Source organism: Saccharothrix carnea (assembly GCF_003014735.1).
GTDB lineage: Bacteria > Actinomycetota > Actinomycetes > Mycobacteriales > Pseudonocardiaceae > Actinosynnema > Actinosynnema carneum.
Map to the genome: position 1 here is coordinate 14,058 of NZ_PYAX01000029.1, position 23,015 is coordinate 37,072.

General features: G+C 72.4%; 23 protein-coding genes. 11 read left to right on the forward strand and 12 right to left on the reverse strand.

The genetic code is table 11. From position 1 onward, the window contains the following. Positions 1 to 9: 9 nt before the first annotated feature. Complete coding sequence (locus B0I31_RS39065; protein WP_425444484.1) at positions 10 to 564, forward strand: sigma-70 family RNA polymerase sigma factor; 555 nt, start codon at positions 10 to 12, stop codon at positions 562 to 564. A gap of 48 nt (positions 565 to 612) precedes the next feature. Here B0I31_RS39065 and B0I31_RS39070 read toward each other — a convergent pair whose 3' ends face one another. From B0I31_RS39070 to B0I31_RS39080, 3 genes are all read right to left on the reverse strand, one after another. Further along, positions 613 to 855, reverse strand: a complete 243-nt coding sequence (locus B0I31_RS39070) for a hypothetical protein (protein ID WP_146174123.1) — start codon at positions 853 to 855, stop codon at positions 613 to 615. Positions 856 to 972: 117 nt separating this feature from the next. Further along, positions 973 to 1,803 (reverse strand): class I SAM-dependent methyltransferase, encoded by an 831-nt coding sequence (locus tag B0I31_RS39075; RefSeq protein WP_106620424.1) that lies wholly within the window; start codon positions 1,801 to 1,803, stop codon positions 973 to 975. Between the two features lie 62 nt (positions 1,804 to 1,865). Beyond that, positions 1,866 to 2,690 (reverse strand): SAM-dependent methyltransferase, encoded by an 825-nt coding sequence (locus B0I31_RS39080; protein WP_106620425.1) that lies wholly within the window; start codon positions 2,688 to 2,690, stop codon positions 1,866 to 1,868. A 257-nt stretch (positions 2,691 to 2,947) separates the two neighbouring features. Between B0I31_RS39080 and B0I31_RS39085 the strand changes: the two genes are divergently transcribed. The 5 genes from B0I31_RS39085 to B0I31_RS39105 all read left to right on the forward strand — a co-directional run bounded on the left by B0I31_RS39085 (position 2,948) and on the right by B0I31_RS39105 (position 7,922). After that, entirely contained in the window at positions 2,948 to 3,787 is an 840-nt protein-coding gene (locus B0I31_RS39085) for an SAM-dependent methyltransferase (RefSeq protein WP_106620426.1), read from the forward strand. A 17-nt stretch (positions 3,788 to 3,804) separates the two neighbouring features. After that, positions 3,805 to 4,254, forward strand: coding sequence for a PPOX class F420-dependent oxidoreductase (locus B0I31_RS39090; protein WP_245950793.1), 450 nt, complete (start codon positions 3,805 to 3,807; stop codon positions 4,252 to 4,254). Between the two features lie 149 nt (positions 4,255 to 4,403). Next, entirely contained in the window at positions 4,404 to 4,937 is a 534-nt protein-coding gene (locus tag B0I31_RS39095; RefSeq protein WP_106620447.1) for an EF-hand domain-containing protein, read from the forward strand. Between the two features lie 151 nt (positions 4,938 to 5,088). Beyond that, positions 5,089 to 6,561, forward strand: a complete 1,473-nt coding sequence (locus B0I31_RS39100; RefSeq protein ID WP_245950795.1) for a TldD/PmbA family protein — start codon at positions 5,089 to 5,091, stop codon at positions 6,559 to 6,561. Beyond that, complete coding sequence (locus B0I31_RS39105; RefSeq protein ID WP_106620428.1) at positions 6,555 to 7,922, forward strand: metallopeptidase TldD-related protein; 1,368 nt, start codon at positions 6,555 to 6,557, stop codon at positions 7,920 to 7,922. Before B0I31_RS39100 ends, B0I31_RS39105 begins: the two co-directional genes overlap by 7 nt. Here B0I31_RS39105 and B0I31_RS39110 read toward each other — a convergent pair. Genes B0I31_RS39110 through B0I31_RS39130 form a run of 5 tightly spaced genes read right to left on the reverse strand, consistent with a single transcriptional unit; the run spans position 7,827 to position 12,787 of the window. Next, a complete protein-coding gene (locus B0I31_RS39110) occupies positions 7,827 to 8,795 on the reverse strand; it encodes a homocysteine S-methyltransferase family protein (RefSeq protein ID WP_106620429.1) in 969 nt (322 codons plus the stop codon). The two genes, B0I31_RS39105 and B0I31_RS39110, sit on opposite strands and share 96 nt — an antisense overlap. Next, positions 8,792 to 9,946: a trans-sulfuration enzyme family protein gene (locus B0I31_RS39115; RefSeq protein WP_106620448.1), complete on the reverse strand. Its 1,155-nt coding sequence runs from the start codon at positions 9,944 to 9,946 to the stop codon at positions 8,792 to 8,794. The genes B0I31_RS39110 and B0I31_RS39115 overlap by 4 nt, the downstream gene beginning before the upstream one ends. A gap of 8 nt (positions 9,947 to 9,954) precedes the next feature. Next, a complete protein-coding gene (locus B0I31_RS39120; protein ID WP_106620430.1) occupies positions 9,955 to 10,821 on the reverse strand; it encodes a class I SAM-dependent methyltransferase in 867 nt (288 codons plus the stop codon). 26 nt (positions 10,822 to 10,847) lie between these two features. Further along, entirely contained in the window at positions 10,848 to 12,110 is a 1,263-nt protein-coding gene (locus tag B0I31_RS39125) for an aminotransferase class V-fold PLP-dependent enzyme (protein WP_106620431.1), read from the reverse strand. Further along, positions 12,107 to 12,787, reverse strand: coding sequence for a crotonobetainyl-CoA--carnitine CoA-transferase (locus tag B0I31_RS39130; RefSeq protein ID WP_219911008.1), 681 nt, complete (start codon positions 12,785 to 12,787; stop codon positions 12,107 to 12,109). The genes B0I31_RS39125 and B0I31_RS39130 overlap by 4 nt, the downstream gene beginning before the upstream one ends. A gap of 197 nt (positions 12,788 to 12,984) precedes the next feature. Between B0I31_RS39130 and B0I31_RS39135 the strand changes: the two genes are divergently transcribed. Genes B0I31_RS39135 through B0I31_RS39155 form a run of 5 tightly spaced genes read left to right on the forward strand, consistent with a single transcriptional unit; the run spans position 12,985 to position 18,793 of the window. Continuing rightward, positions 12,985 to 14,358, forward strand: coding sequence for a DUF885 domain-containing protein (locus B0I31_RS39135; protein WP_106620433.1), 1,374 nt, complete (start codon positions 12,985 to 12,987; stop codon positions 14,356 to 14,358). Continuing rightward, a complete protein-coding gene (locus B0I31_RS39140; protein WP_106620434.1) occupies positions 14,355 to 15,077 on the forward strand; it encodes a DUF899 family protein in 723 nt (240 codons plus the stop codon). Before B0I31_RS39135 ends, B0I31_RS39140 begins: the two co-directional genes overlap by 4 nt. A 52-nt stretch (positions 15,078 to 15,129) precedes the next feature. Continuing rightward, positions 15,130 to 16,425, forward strand: coding sequence for an aminotransferase class V-fold PLP-dependent enzyme (locus B0I31_RS39145; protein ID WP_219911009.1), 1,296 nt, complete (start codon positions 15,130 to 15,132; stop codon positions 16,423 to 16,425). A gap of 17 nt (positions 16,426 to 16,442) precedes the next feature. After that, complete coding sequence (locus tag B0I31_RS39150; RefSeq protein ID WP_106620436.1) at positions 16,443 to 18,155, forward strand: ABC transporter substrate-binding protein; 1,713 nt, start codon at positions 16,443 to 16,445, stop codon at positions 18,153 to 18,155. Then, positions 18,152 to 18,793, forward strand: coding sequence for an NHL repeat-containing protein (locus B0I31_RS39155; RefSeq protein ID WP_106620437.1), 642 nt, complete (start codon positions 18,152 to 18,154; stop codon positions 18,791 to 18,793). The genes B0I31_RS39150 and B0I31_RS39155 overlap by 4 nt, the downstream gene beginning before the upstream one ends. Before the next feature lie 6 nt (positions 18,794 to 18,799). Here the strand turns inward: B0I31_RS39155 and B0I31_RS39160 are convergent, their stop codons facing one another. From B0I31_RS39160 to B0I31_RS39175, 4 genes are all read right to left on the reverse strand, one after another. Then, on the reverse strand, positions 18,800 to 20,110 hold the full coding sequence (locus B0I31_RS39160) for an ABC1 kinase family protein (RefSeq protein ID WP_245950796.1): 1,311 nt from the start codon (positions 20,108 to 20,110) through the stop codon (positions 18,800 to 18,802). After that, positions 20,094 to 20,732 (reverse strand): NHL repeat-containing protein, encoded by a 639-nt coding sequence (locus B0I31_RS39165; RefSeq protein WP_106620450.1) that lies wholly within the window; start codon positions 20,730 to 20,732, stop codon positions 20,094 to 20,096. The genes B0I31_RS39160 and B0I31_RS39165 overlap by 17 nt, the downstream gene beginning before the upstream one ends. Continuing rightward, positions 20,732 to 21,631: a class I SAM-dependent methyltransferase gene (locus tag B0I31_RS39170; RefSeq protein WP_106620438.1), complete on the reverse strand. Its 900-nt coding sequence runs from the start codon at positions 21,629 to 21,631 to the stop codon at positions 20,732 to 20,734. Before B0I31_RS39170 ends, B0I31_RS39165 begins: the two co-directional genes overlap by 1 nt. A gap of 81 nt (positions 21,632 to 21,712) precedes the next feature. After that, positions 21,713 to 22,915: a DUF6004 family protein gene (locus tag B0I31_RS39175; protein ID WP_106620439.1), complete on the reverse strand. Its 1,203-nt coding sequence runs from the start codon at positions 22,913 to 22,915 to the stop codon at positions 21,713 to 21,715. Between the last annotated feature and the right edge of the window lie 100 nt (positions 22,916 to 23,015).

The following is a 23,015-nucleotide window of genomic DNA, read 5'->3' on the forward strand; positions in this document are numbered from 1 at the left end:
ATCCGAATCGTGAAAGCCTTCGACGACGAGGCAACGCGCTGGGCACTCGACGCGCGCTCCGGCGACCGCACCGCCCTCGAGCGGTTCGTCCGCGCCACCCAGCGCGACGTGTGGCGGTTCATCGCCCACTTGTCCGACGTGGGGCTCGCCGACGACCTCGCGCAGGAGACCTACGCCCGCGCCCTCACCAGCCTGCACCGCTTCGCCGGACGCTCGTCGGCCCGGACCTGGCTGCTGGTCATCGCCCGCCGCGTCGTGGTGGACCACATCCGCATGGCGCAGTCACGACCTCGGCTCTCGTCGGGCGCGGACTGGGCGCAGGAAGCCGACCGCAAGGCCGCCGACACCGGCTTCGAGGACACCGTCGCGCTGAACATGCTGCTCGACGCGCTCGACCCGGACCGCCGCGAAGCGCTGGTGCTCACCCAAATCCTGGGCCTGTCCTACGCCGAGGCCGCCGAGATCGCCGGCTGCCCGGTGGGCACCATCCGCTCCCGCGTCGCACGGGCCCGCGGCGACCTGCTGCGGGCCAACGGCGACGACGAGGCGACCGAGGTCGGCTGACGTCGAGGGCGGTGCCCCCGGTCGCGGTTCGGCGGGCCGCGCCAACGGTCACTTGCCGTGTTCGGTGCCTCCGTCGTGGCCGGTCTCGGGCACGACCGGTGAGGGCTGGTCGCCGAACGGGCCCACCGCCGCGCCGAGGGTCCAGGCGGCGGACGCCACCAGCACCAGCACACCTCCGAACGCAGCCAGCTTCAGCATCGGCGTCATCCGCGCGACCAGGTCGCCGGCGCCGCCCATCCCGATCACCAGGCCGCAGCCTGCCACCAGGATCACCGCGAGCACAGCCGCCACGGCCACCATCACGAGCGACCCATCACGCCGACCAGCCGGATCATGCACCGAGCGTACCGGCTTGCCCGGTCACCGCCTCCGCACAGCACCAGGCCCGGGCGGGCGGCCACGCCGGGGTCAGCTCCGGTAGGCGGTCATCAGCATGTAGTGGGGTTCTCCGGTGCGGGCGCAGTTGGTGAACACCGAGTCCAGCGCGGCGACCGTTTCGGCCCCGTACGCGGCGGTCAGCTCGTCGCGGTGGGCACGCAGGCGTTCCAGCAACATCGGGTAGTGCCGGTCGGTCTGCTCGCTGATGTCGAGGTACTCGATCAGGTGCAGGCCCGCGTCCCGCAACATCGGCGGGTACTCCTCCAGCCGGTGGAACGGCGTGTTCAGCGCGGCCCGGCGGTACTCCTCGATCATCGTCAGCCGCTCGCCGGTGAACGGGATCCGCTCGTAGAAGTCCGTCAGCGCCAGCCGTCCCCCCGGTCGCAGCACCCGGCCGATCTCCCGGAACACGCGTGGCCGATCGGCCATGTGCACCAGGGACTCGATGGCCCACGCCGCGTCGAACGAGGCGTCCTCGAAGGGCAGGTGCTCGGCGTCGGCGACCTCGAAGCGCACCTGACCGCCGAGGCCGGCCGCCCGTGCCCGCGCGGTCGCCTCGCGGACCATCGCGGGGCTCGTCGAGATCCCGACGACCTCCACGCCGCGCGCCCGGGCCAGCCGCTGGGCGGGCGCACCGAGCCCGCACCCGACGTCGAGCACCCGGCGGCCCGCGGTGACGCCCAGGCGCTCGATCATCACGTCGGTCAGGTTGTCCATGGCCTCGTGCAGCGTGCTGGTGTCCTCGCGGGAGTGCCAGTACCCGTAGTGGACGTTGTCACCGGCCAGGTTGGCGATCAGCGGCAGGGCGTTGTCGTAGAACGCCACGACCTCGGCGCTGCTGGGAACGTACTGGGTGGTCATCGGTTGCCTTCCGGGCCGGTGCGTCGGCGTGCGACCGGGTGGACGTGGTCGGGCGGGATCGGTCAGCCGGGCCGGTGGCCGGCCACCAGCAGGTAGCCGAGCTTGGCGCGGCACACCTCGAGCACCGGGGCCAGGCTGTCCTCGAACGCCCGCATCCGCTCGGATCCGTAGGCATCGGCCATGGCCTCGCGGCGGTGGTGGAGCAGCGAGAGCACTTCGTCGTAGGTGCGGCGAGCGCGGGCACCCCAGTCCCGCCGCTGCTCCACCACGAGCCCGGCGTCGGACACGAGGTCGCACAGCGCCGGGGCGGTGGGCGGGTCGAAGATCCCGTGCGTGGCGATCACCTCCCGGTCGGCCGGCGTCAGCGGCACCTCGGCGGTGTAGTCGGTGAGGGCGAACCTCCCGCCGGGGCGCAGCACCCGGCCCACCTCCCGGAGCCACTGTCCTTTGTCGACCGCGTTCGGCAGCGAGTCGAGGGCGAGCACGGCGTCGAAGGTGGCGTTCGGGAACGGCAGCGCGCCCGCGTCGGCCTGGCGCGCGGTCACCAGCCCGCCCACACCGGCGGCGGTGACACGTCGGGCGGTTTCCTCGACGTGCCAGGCGCTGTTGGAGATCCCGGTGATCCGGACGCCGGACCGGGCCGCGATCCGGATCGCGGGCTCCCCCACGCCGCACCCCACGTCCAGCAGGTGCTGCCCCGGAGCGAGCTCCAGCGCGTCGACGACGAGGTCGGTCATCCGCTCCAGCGCGTCGCGCAGGGGCGTCGGATCGTCGTCGTCGGCCCAGTAGCCGAGGTGGATGTTGCCGTAGTAGACGTCGACCAGGTCGCTCATCTCGTCGTAGATCTCGCCGACCTCGTCGGCTTCCTGCCTGGTGGGGCTGGACACGACCCGATCTCCTCCCGTTCACGAGCGCACGAGCCGCTCGCGGCGGCGACTGCCCTCACCCGCATCTAACTACAACATCATTCAACTTCCCGGTGCGACCGGCGCCATGTAGCCGGACGGGTGAACCGGCAACACTGGTCCCTCTAGTGAGTGAAATGGCCTCATCACCCTCCTGCACACACCGCACGCCAGGCGAAGTCAGTTGAGAAACTGATAGCTTGTGGATGTTCGGGTGACCACTGCCACGGGAGTCCTGGATGACCGACACCAGCGCACTGGGCGCCGAGGTCGCGCGGATGTACGAGCGGACCACCGCGCTCGTCGAGCTGATCTGGGGCCCCAACCTCCACTTCGGATACTGGGCCGGCCCGGACGACACCAGCGACAAGGGCCGGGCGCAGGAACGCCTGACCGACCTGATGATCGAGCGGGTCCCGCTCGTCCCGGGGCAGCGCCTGCTGGACGTGGGGTGCGGCGTGGGCCACCCGGCCCTCCGGTTCGCGCGCAAGACCGGCGCCGACGTCGTCGGCGTGACGATCGCGCCGGGCCAGGTGGCCGCGGCCACCGAAGCCGCGCGCGAGGAAGGGCTGCGGCACCGGGCCACCTTCGAACTGGCCGACGCCGCCGCGCTGCCCTTCCCGGACGACAGCTTCGACGGCGCGTGGGCCTTGGAGAGCATGCCGCACATGCCGGACCGCGCCGCGGTGCTGAGCGAGACCGCCCGGGTGCTGCGGCCGGGGTCGCGGCTCGCGCTGACCGACGTGGCCCAGTGCGGACCGCTCAGCGAGCAGCAGCGGCACGACCTCCGCGAGCGGATGCTGATCACCGCGCCACCGCGGCCGGAGCTGCTGAGCCTGCTCGGCACGGCCGGGTTCGAGGTCCTGGAGGTCGTCGACATCACCGCGAGCACCGCGCGCACCACGGAGTTGACCAGGCAGGCCTTGGAGGGCAACGCCCACGAGTGGTCCCGGCGGTACGGCGCGGACACCGTCGAGCACATGGCGCGCGTGCTGGACGTCTACGACGACGCCGTGGCCACCGGGATGGAGTACCTCCTGATCACCGCCCGCCTCGCGGCCGAGGCCGGACGACCGTGAGCGCGACCATGCGCGAGATGTCCGACGCGGAGTGGCGGGCCTTCATCGGCCACGGGACGCGCACCGGCAAGCTGGCCACCGTCCGCACGGACGGCCGGCCCCACGTCGCGCCCGTCTCGTTCGTCGTGGACGGCTCGGAGGTGCTGTTCTTCACGGGTCCGGACACGGTGAAGGGCAGGGCGCTGCGGCACCACCCGCACTTCGCCCTCTGCGTGGACGACGAACGGCCGCCCTTCGCGTTCGTCCTCCTCGAAGGTGAAGCGCGGGTGGACGGCGAACGGGAGCAGGTGCGGACCTGGGCCCGGCGCATCGCGACGCGGTACCTGGGCGAGGCCCACGCCGACGTGATCGCGCTGCGCAGCGAGGAGCTCGGCGAGGTGCTGGTGCGCGGCCGGATCACCAAGGTCATCGCCCGAGCCGGGCTCGCCGTCCCGGACGAGGCGGCGCAGCCGGTGAGCACACCGTGACGGCCACCGGTGGAGCAACTCCGCCCGGCACCACGCGGGCCACGATCGGCCGGTGATCACTCCGGATCACCCGGCTTGACCGGACTGTGCCGCGCACCGCCCAGGAGCGAACGGGCCACCGGCGGTGTGTCGAGTGAAGGAGACGACAGATGACCAGCGACCTCAAGCAACGCAAGTACGACAAGGTCTTCGAGCGGTTCGACGCCGACCACGACGGTCGGATCGACCAGAGCGACATCACGGCGTTGGCCGACAAGTGGCGCAAGGCGCTCGGGGTGACCACGGCCTCGCCCGAAGGGGCCAGGCTCGCCAAGCTGGCCTCCGACATGTGGGCGGGGATCCAGCGGCACACCGACCGGGACAGCGACCAGGCGATCAGCAAGGAGGAGTGGGCCGCCGCCGCCCAGGACCCCGGTTTCGTGGACAACGTCGCCGTGCCCTTCTCCCTGGCCGCCTTCGACGCGGCGGACGCGGACAGCGACGGCAAGATCACCCTGGAGGAGATGGTCGCGGCGCAGACCCAGGCCGGTATGTCCGAGAGCGAGTCGCAGGCGGTGTTCGACAGGTTGGACAGCGACCACGACGGCTTCGTGACCCGGAAGGAGTTCGCCGCCGCCACCAAGGAGTTCTACCTCAGTGACGACCCGAGTTCCGTCGGCACCGAACTGGCGGGCAGCCTGTGAGCCGTCGAAGTCGGTGAGCGGATTCATGACGCGGCCGCCGGGTGTTCCCGGCGGCCGCCGTCACCCCGGCCGCGGAGTCGCGGCCGTGCCGGTTCATCCTTTCGTGGCAACGAATTCTCGCTCGCCCGGTTCCTGCTCTAGCTTCGACGGGGTGTCCGGCTCATCCCGCACGGCAACCGCGACCGCCCGCCTGCTCGCCGAGGCGGCGTTGGAGGGTGCCCGCCGGCTCGGCGCGCGGCACGCGTCGTTCCGGCTCGACCGCGTGCGGACCGGCCGGCTGGTGCTGTTCGACGGCTCCGTCCACACCGCGCACGATTCCACGGTCACCGGTCTCTCGGTGCAGGTGTGGCACGACGGCGCCTGGGGGTTCGCCGCGTCGGGCGAGGTGACGGCGCGGTCGGCGCGCGACACCGCCGGTCGTGCGGTCGACCAGGCGAGGTTCTGCTCGGCGCTCGGCCGGGAGGAGGAACCCGTTCCCGAGCCCGTCCACGACGGCACCTGGTCCTCGGGCTTCCGGATCGACCCGTTCTCGGTGCCCGAAGCCGAGCGCGCCGACCTGCCGGCGGCGTGGAGCGCGCGACTGCTCGCCGCGCCGGGGGTCGCGCACGTGCACGCCAAGGTCGTCGCGGTGCGGGAGGACAAGTTCTACGCCGACCTCGCGGGCACGTCCACCGCGCAGCGACGCGTGCGCGTGCACCCGCAGGTCGTGGTGGCCGGCGGGTCCACCGCGCTGCGCACGGTCGGGCCGCCCACCGGACGGGGCTGGGAGTACCTGCTCGGCGAGGGGTGGGACTGGGACGCCGAACTGGCCGCCCTGCCGGGTCTGCTGCGCGCCAAGCAGCACGCGCGGCCGGTGGTCCCCGGCACGTACGACCTGGTGATCGACCCGTCGCAGTTGTGGCTGACGATCCACGAGTCGGTGGGTCACGCCACGGAACTGGACCGGGTGCTCGGTCACGAGGCCTCCTACGCGGGCACCAGCTTCGTCCGCCCGGGCGACGTGGGCGGGCTGCGCTACGGGACACCGCTGATGACGGTCACCGCCGACCGGACCACCCCGCACGGCCTGGCCACCGTCGCCTACGACGACCAAGGGGTGGCCGCCCAGTCCTGGGACCTCGTGCGCGACGGCGTGCTGGTCGGCTCGCAGTTCGACCGCCGCACCGCACGCGTCGCCGGTGCGGCGCGCTCGGTGGGCTGCGCGTTCGCCGAGTCGGCGCTGAGGCCCGCGATCACGCGGATGCCCAACGTCTCGCTCGCGCCCGCTCCCGGCGGTCCCACCACCGAGGAGCTGATCTCGGCCGTCGACGACGGCATCTACCTCGTCGGGTCCGACAGCTGGTCGATCGACGCACGGCGGGGCAACTTCCAGTTCACCGCCCAGCAGGCGCACCGCATCCGCCGCGGCGAGCTGGCCGGCCAGCTCGGCGGCGTCGCCTACCAGTCGGAGACCCGGGCGTTCTGGGGTGCGCTGTCGGCGATCGGCGGTGCGGGGACCTACCAGGTGTTCGGCGCCGACCTGTGCGGCAAGGGCCAGCCGGTGCAGACGGCCGCGGTGAGCCACGGCTGCCCGACCGCGGTCTTCCAGGGCGTGCGGGTGCGGAACACGGCGGGGTCGTGGTGACACCCCAGGAGATCGCGGAGTCGGCGCTGGCCGGCCGGGGTGACCGGATCGCGATCGTGGACGAGACCTCGACCGCGCACCTGCGGTGGGCGGGGAACGCGGTGATCGGCAACGGTGTCGTGCACAGCCGCACCCTCACCGTGATCGAGTCGGTGCCCGGGGCGGGGATCGGCGTGGTGTCCCGTGAGGGGGCGCTGGACCGGGACGCGGTGCGGTCGGCGGTGGCGGAGGCGAGGGCCACCGCGAGCCGGGCCGCGCCCGCACCCGACGCCCATCCCCTGCCCACCGCCGCGGAACGGCACTGGTCGCGACCCCCGACCGGGACGTCCTCGGCGGCGTTGGCCGGGGTCGTGGGGCAGTTGGCGGAGGTCTTCGACCGGGCGCGGGCGCGCGGCGAGTCCGCATCCGGTTACGCCGAGCACGAGGTGCGCACGACCTACCTCGCGTCGTCCTCCGGGCTGCGCCTGTGCCACGCGCAACCGGGCGGCGTGCTGGACCTGACCGTGCACCGGGCCGACCACACCGCCTCGGGGTGGGCGGGCGCCGACCTGGCCGACCCGGCGGAGGCGGACCTGCTGGCGGGCTACACCGGCATCGCCGCCCGGCTGGACGCGCCACGCCACCACGTCGACCTGTCCCCCGGTCGCTACGAGGTCATCCTGGCACCGTCCTGCGTCGCCGACCTCATGATCCACCTCCACGGCGCCGCCGACCTCCAGGAGGCACTGGCGGGCGGCACGGTGTTCAGCGGGCCGGACGGCGGCACGCGCCTCGGCGAGCGGCTCGCCGAGGCCCACTTGACCCTGGCGAGCGACCCCGCCGCGCCCGGTCTGGACTGCCTGCCGTTCACCGTCGTCCGCGCACCGGGGCCGGGGGCGTCCTGCTTCGACAACGGCACGCCGCTGCGCCGCACCGAGTGGATCAGCGACGGGACGCTGGCCAACCTGGTCGGCACGCGGCACGCGGCGCGGTCGACCGGTCTGCCGTGCACGCCGCGGATCGGGAACCTGGTGCTGTCCGGCCGCGCCACCGATCGCACGCTGGACGACCTGGTGGCGGGCACCGACCACGGCCTGCTGGTGACCTCGCTGTGGTACCTGCGCGAGGTGGACCCGGCGCGGCTGCTGCTCACCGGCGTGACGCGGGACGGCGTGCACGTGGTGAAGGGCGGCGAGGTCGTGGGCACGGCGCACGACTTCAGGTTCGACGAGAGCCCGGTCGAGCTGCTGGCCCGCGTCGTGGAGATCGGCCGCCCGGAGCCGACGCTACCCAGGGAGTGGGGCGACCGGGAGTACCGGACCGCCATGCCCGCCCTGCGGGTCGAGGACTTCACCCTGTCGTCCGCCGGCACCGGGGTGTGACGGCGGGCGATCCCCGAGCGCCACGCGCAGCGCGTCGATGTGGGCCGGGGTGCTGCCGCAACAACCGCCCAGCACGGCGACGCCGTAATCGGTCCGCCACCGGCTCAGCGTGGCCGCGAACCCCTCCGGTTCGACGGCCGTGGGCAGCAGCTCGTCGGAGTGCCCGCCCGAGCGCTGTTCCAGGTTCGGGTAGGCGCCGATCGCACCGGCGCAGTTCGCCCGCAGCGCTTCCAGGCAGCTCTCGGTCCGCGTGAACGGCGTGCAGTTGACCAGCACGGCCTCCGCGCCTTCCTCCTCGACCACGCGGGCCGCCCGACCCAGGTCCTCCCCCGACAGCAGCGTGGCGCCGTCCCCGCACACGAAGCTCACCCAGGCGCGGGCGCCCACCGACCGGACGGCCTCCAGTGCGATCCGCGCCTCGCGCAGGGTGTTCATGGTCTCGATGAGCACCAGGTCCACCCGTGCCCGCACCAGCTCGGTCGCCAACCAGGCGTGTTCGCGGCGCAGGTCGTCGTCCGGTGGCACCAGGTCGGGGCGGTAGCAGTCCTCGACCGGCGCGATCGACGCGCCGACCAGTGCGTCCGGCGCCTCCGCCGAGCGACGCGCGGCCTGCGCGACGCCGACCGCGGCGTGCACCATCCAGCCCAGCCCCGCCGCCTGCAACCCGTTGGCGCGCAACGCCCGCTCGTTGCAGCGGAACGTCGCGGCGGTGATCACCCGCGCGCCCGACCGCAGGTACCGCTCGTGCACGTCGCGCAGCACCGCCCGGTTGGCGTCGGTCAGCAGCGCCCTAGTCGTCCACCACGGGCGGCGCACCGGCAGTCCGGCACGGTGCAGCTCCGTCGCCAGCCCGCCGTCCAGCAACACAGTCATCGTGCGCCGATCCTCTCCACGTGCGGGGCCGCCGCCATCGCGGCGGACAGGTCCTCCACCAGGTCCACGGGGTCCTCGATGCCGAACGACAGCCGAACGAGGTTGTCCGCGATCCCGGCCCGCGCCCGGACCTCGGCCGGCACCGGCCGGTGGCTCATCGAGGCGGGGACCTCGATGAGCGACCGGACACCGCCCAGGCTCACCGCCGGCGCGAACAGCTCCATGCGGCGCAGCAGTTCGCGCACGTCGCCGAGGTACTCGAAGCCGACCATCGACCCGGGCGCCGACATCTGGCGCGCGGCCAGCTCGAACTGCGGGTGGCCGGGCAGCCCCGGGTAGTGCACGGCGCCGACGAACGGTGACGCCGTCAACACCTCGACCACCGCCCGCGCGTTGGCCACCTGCCGCGCGACCCGCAGCGACAGCGTCTTCAGGCCCCGGTGCACCAGGTAGCAGTCGAGCGCACCGGGCACGCCGCCGACGACCGTCCGGTGGTCGACCAGCCGTCGGTGCAGGGCCGGGTCGTCCAGCACCAGCGCGCCGCCGAGCACGTCGGAGTGGCCCGCGATGAACTTGGTCGTGCTGTGCAGGCTCACGTCCGCACCCGCGGCGAGCGGTTGTTGCAGGGCGGGACTGGCGAAGGTGTTGTCCACCACGACGACGGCACCGGCCCGGTGGGCGGCGGCGCTGATCGCGGCGATGTCCGCGATCTTCATCAACGGGTTGGTCGGTGTCTCCACCCAGACCAGGTCGACCTCGCCGGACAGCGCCGCCGCTGCCGCGTCCACGTCGGACAGGTCGACCTGCCGGACGTCCACCCCGCGCCGGCGGCACAGCTCGAACAGCGCGTACGTACCCCCGTAGACGTCGTCCGACGCGATCACGCGGCTGCCCGGCTCCAGCAGGGACAGCACCGCCGACGCGGCCGCCTGGCCGGACGAGAACACCGCGGCGAACCGCACGTCCTCCAGCGCCGCCAGGCAGGCTTCCAGGTCTTCCCTGGTCGGGCTTTCCCCCCGCGCGTAGTAGTACCGCGCCGGGTCCTGGGCGAACTGGTCGAAGGTCACCGAGACGTGGATCGGCGGGACCACGTCGCCGGCACCGGGCCGCGTCCGCTGCCCTTCGTGGACCAGTTTCGTGTCGAACCGCATCGGGCGGCTCATCCGGTCGGGGCGGTCGCGCGCAGGCACAGGGCCGTGCTCGGCAACGGGACCGGGCCGTCCGGGCGGCGGCGTTCGGCGGCCGCCGCGGCGACGTCGGCCCACAGGCTCCGCTCCTCGGCGCCCAGCAGGTCGCGTGCCCGCTCCCGGATGCGCGCGGGGGTGACGGCCTCGGTGAACCGGGCGTAGGACTCCGGCGAGCCCAGTTCGAACGGCACCTCCACCTCGGTGATCGACACGTCGGTGAAACCCGCCTCGGTCAACTGCCGTGCCACCGCCTCGGGATCGGACATGCTGAACGGACCGGGTTCGCCCGGCTTCCCCGCCGGCAGGTCCAGCCGCCCCGCGAGCACGCGGTAGCCGAGGGAGAGCATCGGCACGGTCTCGGGCGGTCCCCAGGTCGACGCCGCGAGCACACCGCCCGGCGCGAGCACCTCGGCGATCGAGCGCAACGCCGCCGCCGGGTCGGGCACGAACATCAGGCTCCACCGGGCGAGCACCACGTCGAAGCCGCTCGCGGGCAGGTCGAGCGACTCGACGTCGCCGACCAGGAACTCCACGTTGCCCATCCCGCCGCTGCGCCGTCGCGCCAAATCGACCATGGCGGGCGAGAGGTCCACGCCGACCACCCGCCCGGTCGGTCCGGCGGCGACGGCGGCGGCGAGCGCGGGCTCGCCGACACCGGTGCCGACGTCGAGGACGGAACTGCCCGGTCCCACCCCGCCCAACTCCAGCAGCCGCGCGGTCACCACCGCCGCGCCGCGCTCGAACGTGTCGAGCACGGACAGCCAGCCGGTGCTGATGGCGTCCCAGTGGACCCGCTGGCCCTCTTTGAACCGGATGTGGTCGAGCTGTGTGGTGACCATGGGCCCTCTCGCGGGTGTCGGTGCGGTCAGAGGAAGCGCTCGGTGGGGTGCTCGGCGGTCCACGTGCCGGGCCGCACGGTCTTCAGCACCGACCGGAGGTACTCGATCTCCTCCAGCGTGTTGTAGACCGCGAACGACAGCCGCACGGTGCCCACCAGGCCGAGGCTGTCGAGGAAGGTGCTCGCGCAGTGCACGCCGCAGCGCACGGCGATGCCGTGGGCGTCCAGGTGGCCGCCGACGTCGTAGGGGTGGATGCCGCGCACGGACAGCGACACGATGCCGCACGGCACGGCGCCCGGGTCGCCGACCACGTCCACGTCGTCCAGGTCCGCGACCGCCTCGAGCACCGCCGCGACGAGGCTCTCGTCGTGGGCGCGGACGGCCGGTCCGCCGAGGTCGAGCAGGTACTCCAGCCCGGCCGCCAGCCCCACCGCGCCCGCCACGTCGGGCGTGCCCGCCTCGAACCGCGCCGGCGCCGGGACGTAGTGCACCGGCTCGTCGTGGCGGACGCCCTTGACCGTGCCCCCGCCCACCCGGAACGGTGGCAGGTCCGCCAGCAGGTCGTGCTTGCCGTACAGCACGCCCACGCCCATCGGCCCGTACACCTTGTGGCCGGAGAAGCAGTAGAAGTCCGCGTCCAGCTCACCGACGTCCACGGCGAGGTGCGCGACGGCCTGCGCGCCGTCCACTACCACCAGGGCACCGTGGCGGTGCGCCACCTCGGCCATCTCCCGGACGGGATTGACCGTGCCCAGCACGTTGGACACGTGGGCCACCGCGACGATGCGCACCTTCGGACCCATCAGCGCGGTGAAGGCGGGCAGGTCGACCCGCCCGGCCGGGTCGGTGGGCGCCACCACCAGCCGCGCGCCGACCTGGTCGCACAGCCGCCGCCACGGCAGCAGGTTGCTGTTGTGCTCCATGCCGCTGACGACCACCTGGTCACCGCGGCCGACGACCCGCCTGCCGACCACCTCCGCGAGGAGGTTGGTGGAGTCGGTCGTGTTGGCGGTGAACACGATCTCCTCGGGGTGCCGCGCGCCGAGGAAGCGCCCCACCGCGGCCCTCGCGCTCTCGTAGCGGTCGGTCGCGGTCAGCGCGAGCCGGTGGTGGCCGCGGCCGACGTTGCTGTTCGCCGTGCGGTAGTAGTCCACCACGGCGTCCAGCACCACCTGGGGTTTCTGGGTGGTGGCGGCGTTGTCGAGGTAGACCGGCGCGTCCTCGCCGCGCAGCAACGGGAAGTCGGCCCGCACGGTCGCGGGCAGCACGCCCGGGTGAAGCTGGCTCATCGCGACTCCTCCGTGGTGAACAGCGCGCCGAACCGGTCCAGGTAGCGCCGGTCGAAGGCGAACACCTTCGGTTGCGGGTACGGCCTGTGCCGGGCGGGCACGTAGCCCTCGTCACCGGGCGGGCGCGGCACGCCGGAGCGGTCCCGCAGGTGCGGGCCGAAGAAGAACCAGCAGACCTGCCCTATCTGCTCGGTGAACAGCGCCGACCGCGCGGACACCGGGTACATCCGCGCGTGCAGGTAGGTGGCGGTGAACTCGCCGCGCGGGCCGAAGCCCTGGTCGAACGCCACGTGCCCGAAGACGTCGTGCACCACCCGGAACACGTCGTTGTGGCACAACCGCACGCCGTCGACCTCGACGCCCGAGTCCGCGCGCATCGGGTGGTCGTCCGGTCCGGGAACGGAGCCGTGCCCATCGGCGGTCAGGTGCAGCTTCAGCACCCGCGTCCGGCGCACCTGCCCGCGCAGTTCGGCGGAATCGCGGTACGGGAGGCCGCCGCCGCGCCACGGCTCGACGCGGATGCCGCCGGCCACGACGAGCTCGAACTGCCGCAGGCTCACCCGCTGCAGCGCCCGGTAGCTGCGGGCGAGTTCGCGGTCCGGTGCCCACGTCGGCGCGCGGTCGTAGACGTCGGCGATCTCAAGGCAGAAGTTCTTGTCCAATCGGAGGTCTAACACGTCGGGGCGTATTCGATCCACAATAGACTCGAACAACAGGACAACCTCCCGGGGGCCGGGTTGTCGAACACTTCGACTGTATCAGCTGCTATATGTTCCTAAAGGCACCTGATCGAGTGGACGGTCCGCCTCCTGCGGCGGCGAGCGCGGGCCGTTTTCGCATTGCCGACTCCGCGCCCTCCGGTTACGTTCCGGTCATGCCGGTCCGCGGGGGTTCGACGTACGAGCCGGAAGTTCGCGCGTACCTGCGGATCGGCCTGCTCCTGGGCCGGATGGTCGACGGCTTCGTGGACTGCTGGTTCGGCGACCCGGAACTGGCCGGGCAGGTACGCGACGAACCTCTGCCGACCGCCGCGGAGCTGGCCGCGCAGGCCACCGAGGTCATGGCCCGCGTGGCGGACAGCGCCCTGCCCGATCGGCGCAAGCAGTTCCTGGCCGCGCACCTGACCGCGATGAGGTGCTCCGCCCTGCGGTTGTCCGGCCGGCCGGTGCCGTTCCGCGCCGAGGTCCTGGACTGCTTCGGCGTCGAGATCGGGACGGGTGACCAGGACCGCTACCGCGAGGCGCACGACGAGATCGGCGCCCTGCTGCCGGGCACGGACGACCTGCGTGCCCGGTTGGAGCGGTTCCACGACACCAACACCGTCGACCCCGAGCACCTCCAGCGCGCCGTGCAGTCGGTCTCCGACGCGCTGCGCCCGCTCGTGCGTGCCCGGTACCGACTGCCGGACGGCGAGCACGTCCGGTACGAGGTGGTGCGGGACAAGCCCTGGAACGCCTTCAACCGCTACCTCGGCGGCTACCGCTCGCTGGTCATGCTCGACTCGCGGGCGGGCCGCAACCTCGCCGCCCTGCCGCTGCTGGCCACGCACGAGTCCTACCCGGGCCACCACACCGAGCACTGCCTCAAGGAGGCCGGGCTGGTCGAGCGGCGCGGCGAGGGCGAACACACACTCGTCGTGGTCAACACCCCGCAGTGCCTGCTCGCCGAGGGCGTGGCCGAGATGGCGCTCGCGGGGTCGATTGGTGACGGCTGGGGCGCGTGGACGGCCGCGATCCTGGCCGAGCAGGGCTTGCGGGTCGACGGCGAGCGGCTGGAGGCGGTGATGCGCTCGTGGTGGAGGTTGCTGGGCGTGCGCCAGGACGCCGCGATCATGCTGCACGACCGCGGCGCGGAGCCCGAGGACGTCGTGGACTACCTGGTGCGGTGGCTGCTGCTGCCCGAGCCGCGAGCGCGGCACGTGGTGCGCTTCCTGACCGATCCCCTCTGGCGCGCCTACACGACCGCCTACGTGGAGGGCAGGCGCCTGGTCTCCGACTGGCTCGACGCCCGGGGCGAGGGCGAGACCGTCGCGGACCGGTTCCACCACCTGCTGGAGGAGCCCGTGCTGCCCGACGACCTGCGCGGTGCGGCGGTGCCGAATCACCCCATCGGGCAAGGCCCGGTGGTTGTGCCGCGCACCGCCGATGGGCAACGCTTTGTTCGCGGTGCCCGGGTTCCGGTGCGCGGGGCCACCACCGTGCCGTCCACTGCGGACGGACCCACCGCCGACGTGGAAGGGGCGAGATGAGCGGCACCCGGGATCAACCCGTCCTGCCGATCTGGCCGACGGGCGCGAGCCCGGAGTACCAGGCCGCCCGCATGGAGCTGGCCAGGGCCGAACGAGCGCTGCGCGACCAGGTGGAGGCCGTCGCCGCGGCCCGCCGGGCGATGCCGCCCGGACCGGTGCTGCGCGACTACGACTTGGCCGAGGACGGTCCCGAGGGCCCGGTCCGCACGCCGCTGCGCGAGCTGTTCGACGGCCACGACACCGTGTTCGTCTACCACCTGATGTTCCACCCCGACCACGACGCCGCGTGCCCCATGTGCTCGATGTGGGTGGACGGGCTGCGCGGTGTGGCCACGCATTTGGCCCAGCACACGGCGTTCGTGGTGATCGCCAAGGCACCGCTGGACAAGCTGCGCGCCTGGGCCGATCGGCGTGGCTGGTCCGGGTTGCGCCTCCTGTCCAGTTACGGCACCACCTTCAACGCCGACCTGAACGCCGAGCGGCCCAACGGGGAGCAGCGGCCGATGGTGAGCGTGCTGCGCGACGAGGGTGGCTTGGTGCGCCACCTCTACTCGCTGCCCGCGAACCACTTCGACGGCACCGAGCGCGGCATCGACCTGCTGAACCCGGTGTGGAACGTGCTCGACCTGCTCCCGGCCGGACGCGGCGACTGGTACGCGAGCAACGACTACATCCCCGCGCACGCGGGCGACCGGATGGCCGGGTCGTCCTCCGCGTGAGGCCCGGGTGGTCCGCACTGGTGTCCGAACGGTCGCACGAAGGGGACGGACCGTGGCCTTGAGCATCGACTTCGACGTCGACACCGACCTCGCCTCCGCGTCGTGGGAGAGGATCCGGGACATCTTCGCGCTCGACCCGACGACGACGCACCTGAACACGGGCACCATCGGCGCGATACCGCACGAGGTCGCGGAGACCTACGAGCAGGTCACCAGGGAGTGGGCGGGCGGCCTGGCCAACATCTACCCGCCCAGCCTCTACCCCGACTACCGGGCGCGGATCGCCCCGGACTTCGGTGTCGACCAGGACGAACTGGTCATCTGCCACAACGCCACCGAGGGCATCTCACGGATCATCGCCGGCCTCGACCTCGGTCCGGACGACGCCGTGCTGACCACCTCCCACGAGTGCTTCTCGGTGCTGTCGAACTTCAACCTCGCGCACAACCGCTTCGGGGTGCGGGTCGACCTGGTCACCCTGCCGTCCGGCCCGGACGTCACCGCCGAGCAGGTCGTCGCCACGTTCGAGGCCGCGCTCACCCCGCGCACGAAGGTGATGGCCTTCGCGGCGACCACGCTGTTCACCGGCACCCGGATGCCGATCCGCGCGCTGTGCGACCTCGCCCAACGGCACGGCGTCATCACCATCGCCGATGGTGCGCTGCTGCCGGGCGTGCTGGACGTGAACCTGCGCGAGCTCGGCCTGGACTTCCTGGCGGGCTCGGGCTCGAAGTTCCAGTGCGGCCCGCTCGGGACCGGTCTGCTGTACGTGCGCAACAAGGTGTTCCCCGAGCACAACCCGTTGCCGCTGCCCCGGTTCTGGCCGGTGGTCTCCACCTGGTACCCGCTCGTGGGCGACATGCCCAAGCGCACCACCACGTCCGTCGAGACCTGCAACATGGGCGACTACCTGCAGAGCGCGGGCAGCGCGAGCATCGCCCGCGCCGCCGCGCTGGCCAAGGCGTGCGAGGTCTGGAACCGGATCGGCAGGCGGCGCATCGAGGAGCGCGCCCTGGAACTCGGCTGGTACGCCAAGCGGAGGGTCGTGCAGCTCTTCGGGGAGTCCGCGCTGTACTCCCCGCTGCACGACGCGCGGCTGCACGCGCCGCTGGTCGCGTTCAAGCCGTTCCGCGCCCCCGAGGACGCCTGGAACATCAACAAGATCATGAGGTTCGTCGACCGACTGGAGTCCGAGCACCGGATCTGGATCAGGTGGGTCGAGTTCGACGTGCCCGGTTCACCGCACATGCACTACGCGGCCCGGGTCTGCACCCACCTGTTCAACCACCACGACGAGATCGACCGGGCGCTCGAGGTCATGGCCCGGCTCGCGGACGAGATGTCCTGACCCGGAGGTCACCAGCGATGAGCAGCAGCGAACCGCGGCGCGGGGGAACCCTCCGGCTCTACGGGCCGGGGAGCATGGACCACCTGGACCCCGCGTCGGCCTACTACGCGCTCGGCCACCAGATCACCCGGCTGTTCGCCCGCCAGCTGTTCACCTACCCGGCGGTCGCGGACCTGCGGGACTGGCGCGCGATCACCCCCGTGCCCGACGTCGCGGCCGAGGTGCCGACGACGTACAACGCCGGGCTGAGCGTGAACCACCTGACCTACACCGTCCGCCTGCGCCGCGGCGTGCGGTGGGACACCGCGCCGCCGCGCGAGGTCACGGCGCACGACTTCGTCCGCGGCTTCAAGCGGATGTGCAACCCGGTGTGCGGCGCCGGCGCGATCGGCTACTTCACCAGCACCATCCGGGGCATGGCCGAGTTCGCCGCGGCGTACGCGGCCGCCGTGCCGCACCCCGACGCGTCGGCCGCCGAGCTCGCGGGCTTCCAGGACAGCCACGAGATCAGCGGCATCCGCGTGCTGGACGAGTGGACGCTGGTGTTCGAGCTGATCCGCCCGGCCGCCGACTTCCTGCACGTCCTGGCGATGCCGTTCGCCTCCGCCGCGCCGGTCGAGTACGACGCGCTCGTGCCCGACAGCGACCGGTTCCGGCGGGAGGTCCGCTCCGACGGCCCCTACCGGGTGGTCGACTACGACCACGGCCGGTACCTGCGGCTGGAGCGCAACCCGGTGTGGGACAAGAGCACCGACGACGTGCGCAACCAGCACGTGGACGCCGTCGAGGTGGTCATGGAGCGGGCCGACCCGGTGGAGGTGGGCAGGAAGATCAACTCCGGTGCGGCGGACCTGTCGTGGGCCTCGCCGGTCACCGAGCCGTACGAGGCCAACCCCACCGACCCGGGCAACGAGCTGGGCTACGCGCTCAACCCGTACCTGGTGTTCAACACGGTGAGCCCGAACAACGGCGGTGCGCTGGGCAAGCCGGAGGTGCGCCGGGCACTGGCGTGGGCGTTCGACAAGATGGCGGTGCTCGACATCTACGACCGGCTCGCCGCGGGCACGGTGATGAGGGCGGCCCGCTCGGCGATCCCGGCGGGCAACGCCGGGTACGAGCCGTTCGACCTGTACCCGACGCCGGGTGACCGGGGCGATCCGGACCGGTGCCGCGCGCTGCTGGCCGAGGCCGGGTACCCGGACGGGTTGACCCTGACGTACCTGCACCGCGACGTGGACGCCAACCCCGAGGTGGCCAAGTCCTGCGCCGCGGACCTGGAACGGGCCGGGGTCACCGTCGACCTGCTGCCGATGGGGCACGCCGACTACTACGCCTACCTCCAGGACCCGGCCAACGCCGAGGCGGGCGCGTGGGACCTGACCTCGCCGTCGTGGACCCCCGACTGGTTCGGCGACAACGGCCGCGCGTTCCTGCAGCCGATGTTCCAGACCAACCGGGCCAGGGGCACCAGCAACTACGGCTGCTACAGCAACCCCGAGGTGGACCGGCTGATCGACCAGGCGCTCGCCACCGTGGACGAGGACCGGGCGCACGTGATCTGGCACCGGGTGGACGAGCTGGTCATGCGGGACGCGGCGATCGTGCCGATCCTGGAGCACGCGCCGACCATCCCGCACCTCAAGGGCAAGCGGGTCCGCAACGCCATCGCGATGCCGACCATCGACCGGTGGTTCGACCTGTCCAACCTGTGGCTGGAGCCGGCGCCGTGACCGCGCCGACGACCATCCCGGTGGTGCGCTCGCTGCCGTCGCCGGGGAGCTACCTGTGCGGGCTCACCTGGTTCGACGGCCTGCTGTGGCAGTCGGACCAGGACGCCGGGAGGATCTGGGCGATCGAGCCGGGCTTCGGCGAGGTGGTGCGCGAGCTGGCGTGCGACCGCGTCCGCGCCGACCTGACCCACCACGACGGGGTGCTGTGCCAGGTCGGCGACCGGCCCAAGCGCCTCGTCCTGGTCGACCCGCGGACGGGCGAGGTCGTCGGCACGAAGGCCGTCACCCCGCCCAGCGGCCGGTTGTGCGGCACGGAGGCGTCGGCGGACGGCCTGTGGATGTGCCTGCGCGGGCCCGCGGTGGTGCAGTTGCGGGACTTCGAGACGATGACCGTGCAACTGGAGATCCCGGTGGAGGGTTCGCCGTCCGGGCTGACCGTGGTCAACCGGACGGTGGTGTACGCGGACTTCGAGACCGGGCTGGTGCGGGCCGTGGACACCCGGGCCGGGCGGATCGTGGGCACGGCCCGGGTCGAGGGCGCCCCGACCGGGATGGCCTGGGACGGCTACAGCCTGTGGTACTGCGACTTCCGGGCCCGCCGGCTCAAGGCGATCAGGCTCGACGACGTGCTGCGCTGACCGCGGTCAGCGGGAGCTGAACCGACCTTTCATCAGCACTGGACGGGCGAGTTCCTGGAAGTCGGCCTGGGGGTCGAGCTCGCGGATCGTCGGCTCGATGACCAGCAGCGAGAGCAGGGGGAAGATCAGCTCGGACGCGGCGTGGATGCCGTGCCTGCGCTGGAGGTCGAACATCTCCGTGGCGAAGGCCATGAGGCTGAACTCGCGGGCGGACAGCTTGTGGCTGCGCCGCACCAGGTCGGCCATCCGGTCGAGGAAACCGGGCAGGTCGGCGTCCGGGCGCACCTCGGCGGAACTCTCCACCACGATCGCGGCGCACTTGTCGCCGTCACCGATGGCCATGTTGAGGAAGAAGTCGGCGAACAGCAGGCGCAGCCGCTCGCTCAACTGGACGCTGAACCCCGCGTCGAGCACCACCACCTGGGCCGACTCGGTGAAGTACAGGTTGCCGGGGTGCAGGTCGCAGTGCACGAAGCCGTTCACGAACAGCATCTCGTAGATGGCGGTGAGCCCGGACGCGGCGAACTTCCGGCGGGCGGCGGGCGAGCAGCGTGCCGCCGCGTCGACGTCGAGGTCCGGGATGAACTCCATGGCGATGCACCGCGGTCGGCACGCCTCCGGCACCACTCGCGGCACCCACACCCTGGGCACCACGGCCAGTTCCGCGCGCAGCCGGGCCAGGCTCGCCGCCTCGCGGTCGAAGTCCAGCTGGCCGAGCACCGCGGCGCACATGGCGTCCACGACCTCCACCACCGGGACACCGCGCAACGGCGGCAGCCCGGCCACCAGCCCGGCGACGCGCCGCACCAGGTGCAGGTCGAGCCGCATCACCCGCTCGATGCCGGGCCTGCGCAGCTTCAGCGCCACCTCGCGGCCAGACGCCAACCGCGCGCGGTGCACGCCCGCGATGCTGCCGCTGGCGACCGCCGCGTAGTCCACCTCGGCGAACAGGGTGTCGACCTCATCGCCGTAGACCTCGGCCAACACCTCCCGGGCCCGCCACGCGGGCAGCGGCGCGACCGCGTCCCGCAACGTCGCCAACTCGTCGCACATCGCGGCCGGCAGCACGTCGCGCCGGGTGCCCAGGACCTGCCCTGCCTTGACGAACGCGGGACCCAGCCGCGTCAGCAGGGTGGTCAGCCGCGACCACGCGTGCCGCCGTGCGGCCTCTCCCCCGCGCGCCAGCGCCACGACCGGCCCCGTGACCAGGACGGGGACCAGCGTCACCGCGGCGATCAGGACGATCCCGCCCAGCCGCAGCGCGAGCGCGAGCGACCCGGGCGGACCGTCCCCGTCCCGCTCAACCCTTGTCGACACCCGGTACCTCGATGGCCCGCAGCTGCAGGGTCGTGTAGTCGCAGTACCAGACGCGGGTGCCGTCCCAGGTGAGGCCGGTCGGGTTGCCCGCCACCGAGAACGACGCCACCTCGCGCCGCTCGTCGATGTCCACCATGGTGATGGTCGACGCGGCGTGATCGGCGTAGGCCAGGTAGTTGTCCGACACGGTCACGCCCGCCGGCCTCCCGGAGACCGCGAAGGTGTCCAGCAGCTCCAGGTCGCCGTAGCCGCGCAGGTCGATGCGCCGCAGGTCCTCGTAGCCCAGCCAGATGCCGTGGCGGGTGGCCTCCAGCCCGCACAGCACGTTGCCCGGCCTCGGGTTGGGTATCTCCCCGACCTCGTCGCCCGTGGCGGGGTCCATCACCCGCAGGGCCCGCCGGTCACCGACGACCTGCACGAGGTTGCCGCCCACCGTGGTCAGGTCGGTGCGCACCTCGGGGCACGGGATGCGGCGCTCCACCTCGCCGCTGTACGGGTCCAGCGCCATGATCTGGTTGGACACCGCCTCGGAGAACATCAGGAACTCCCCGGTCCACGTCAGGCCGCACAGCTTCAAGCCGTGCACCGGGATGTCGCGGACGGTGCCCGCCGCGAAGGGCATCACCGCCTCCCCGCCCGGACGATGCGGCAGTCCAGCCTCCACGCCGTGGCGTCGCGCTCCTGCCCGCGCCCGCGCGGCGGCACCACGGTCACGTGGACCTCGTCGCCCGCCCGCACGTCGGTGTGCCGCAGCGGCCAGACCCAGACCGCCCAGTTGCAGCCGGGGTAGGACGGGTAGTTCGACAGCAGCTCGCCATCGGCCAGTTCGGCGGTGAAGTACCCCATGACGGCGTGGAGGCGGCCGTCGCGGTGCACCGGCAGGCACAGGTCGCGCCGCGGCTTGGCCGTCGTGCCCTGCCCGACCACGTCGTCACCGAGCCGGGCGGGCGCGCTGAGGAACCGGGGCTCGCGCTGGAAGAAGTGCAGTTGGGCGTGCGGCTCGACGAACTCCTGCACGGCGTGGAAGCGGTAGCCGGGCAGGACGTCGCCCCACGTGCCCCAGCCCTCGCCGTCGAACTCGATGGCGACCAGCTCGGTGGTGAGGCGGCGTGGCACGACCGAGCCGCCGGGGCGCAGGTTGCGCCTGGCCACCGCGTCGAGGATCTCGACCATCTGCTCCTCCGGGCCGAGGTTGCCCATCATCTCGGAGACGATCACGTCGGCGCGGCGCGGCAACCTCACCGCCCGCGCGTCCCCCTGGACGAGGGTCACCCGGTCGCCGAGGTCGTTGTCCGCGATGATCCGCTCGGCCACCGCGGCCATGGTCGGGTCGGCCTCGATGGCGTAGACGTGCCCGGCTCCGTGCCGCAGGGCCAGCATCGACAGCACGAGCGTGCCCGCGCCGACGTCGGCGACCACGTCACCTGCCGTGATCGCCGACGCCAGGGCCCGGTCGTAGGCGCTCAATCGAGGACGGTCCGCGAGCATCACCTGGTGCATGACTAGGAGCCGCTGGTCCATGGGCGCCTTCCTGGGAGGGCGTTCCACCGGACGGCCGTCCGGTGGAACGACTGGTGTGTCCCGAAAACGGTCGGTGCGCGGTCAGACGTTGACCGCGGCGTGCTCGCCGACGAACGCGTCGCGCATGACCAGCTGCACGCCCGTGAGCCGTGCCTTCACCTCGTCGTCGGTGGTGAGCAGCGCGGCGTCCGCGCCGTCCATCGACAGCTCCGTGCCGGTCGCACCCATGTCGGTGAGGTTACCGTTGACGTGCACCGAGTTCGCCGCATAAAGGGTGCCCGCCGGTGTCACGAGTTCGAACTCGGCGTCGAGGTGCAGCGCGCCCGGGAACTTGACGCGGCTGAGGCTCTCCTCGGAACCTTCGCCCAGCGTGCCGCCGGACACCCGCGGCCAGCTCGCCCGCAGCATGACCCGGCCGCCCAGCTCGGGGCAGTGGCCCACGACGGCCAGCCGCGCCATCTGCGCCAGCACGCCGACGCCTTCGGCGTGCTTCTCCGGGCCGAACAACAGGATCTCCGTGCCGGCGGCCTTGCGGTGGTCGCCGGTCAGGTCGACGTGCACGGTCTTGCCGTTCACCTCGACCTCGATCTTGCCCTCCAGCGACACCTGCATGATCATCGACGGGTCGACCAGCATCGACATGCAGGGGCCCGCGCTCGGGGCGAAGAACACCGTCGGCGTGATGCCGACCGGCTGGTTCTCGTCGTCGGCCGGGTACCACGCCTCGGGCAACGTCGTGCCGCGGGCGACGTTGGGCGCCTGCACCACCTCGAACGGGCCGTCACCGCGCGGCTTGCCCAGGTACGGGCCGGTGAGCGGCTTCTTGAACGGCGGTACGTGGTCCACCACGCCGTAGATGTCGATGACGTTGCGGTGCGCGAGGCGCAGCGTGCTGGTCTCCAGGATGCCGAAGCGGCGGATGTAGAACTCGGCCGGGAAGTTCTTGCCCGGCACGATCTGCCGCACGTGGCCCGTGTTGGGCAGGAACGGGTTGGACAGGACCTGGATGCGGTCGTCGAGCTCGTAGCTGAAGCCCTTGATGCCGACCTCGGGCGCGCTGATGAGCTCGGTCTCGAACTCCGCATAGCCCTTCTCGTCAACCCGGTGCTCGAACCCCGGCATGGGCCACTTGTTCAGCTGGACGAAGCCGGACAGGTTGATGGTCTCCCGCCGGCCCGCGTAGTAGTCCTCGCCGAACACGACGGTCGCCGCGGCGAGGATGTGCGGTCGGATGGGTTTCGGTTCGAGGTTCAGCGACTCGTAGGTCTCCCGGGTGCTGCTCACTGCACTACCTCCAGCGTCTGTCCCGCCACGCGGACGTGGGCGAGACGGTCCACAAGCTACGAAAAGCTATACTTCCGCTGGTGATGGTCCCGCGTCGGCG